Origin of the sequence: Clostridium sp. MCC328 (assembly GCF_018785465.1) — a bacterium.
In the GTDB taxonomy this organism is placed as follows: domain Bacteria; phylum Bacillota; class Clostridia; order Lachnospirales; family Lachnospiraceae; genus Pilosibacter; species Pilosibacter fragilis.
Genome location: NZ_WQPW01000148.1, coordinates 1 through 240, shown reverse-complemented (window position 1 = coordinate 240; position 240 = coordinate 1). Strand labels below are relative to the sequence as shown.

The window sequence follows — 240 nt, the reverse complement described above, 5'->3', positions numbered from 1 at the left end:
CTTCGTAAGGAGAATCTTTTCTTAAAAAAAGCGGCGGCATTCTTTGCAAAGGAAATCGATTAGAGGCTTATCGATTCATCAAACAATATCATAATGAATTTGGCATTCGCTGGCTGCTTGGACGGCTGGGTATATGCCCAAATGCTTATTACAACTACCAGAAACACCGGAAGGCGGATTATTATACCCTTAAAGCCGAAGTCCAAGCACAGATTCAGGAAATATATCATTCGCACAATG

Annotated in this window: 1 pseudogene; it reads left to right on the top strand. The window is 40.8% G+C overall.

Annotation, left to right across the window (positions count from 1 at the left end):
• Positions 1 to 17 precede the first annotated feature (17 nt).
• A pseudogene (locus GPK83_RS17450) lies at positions 18 to 240 on the top strand (IS3 family transposase); the annotation flags it as partial.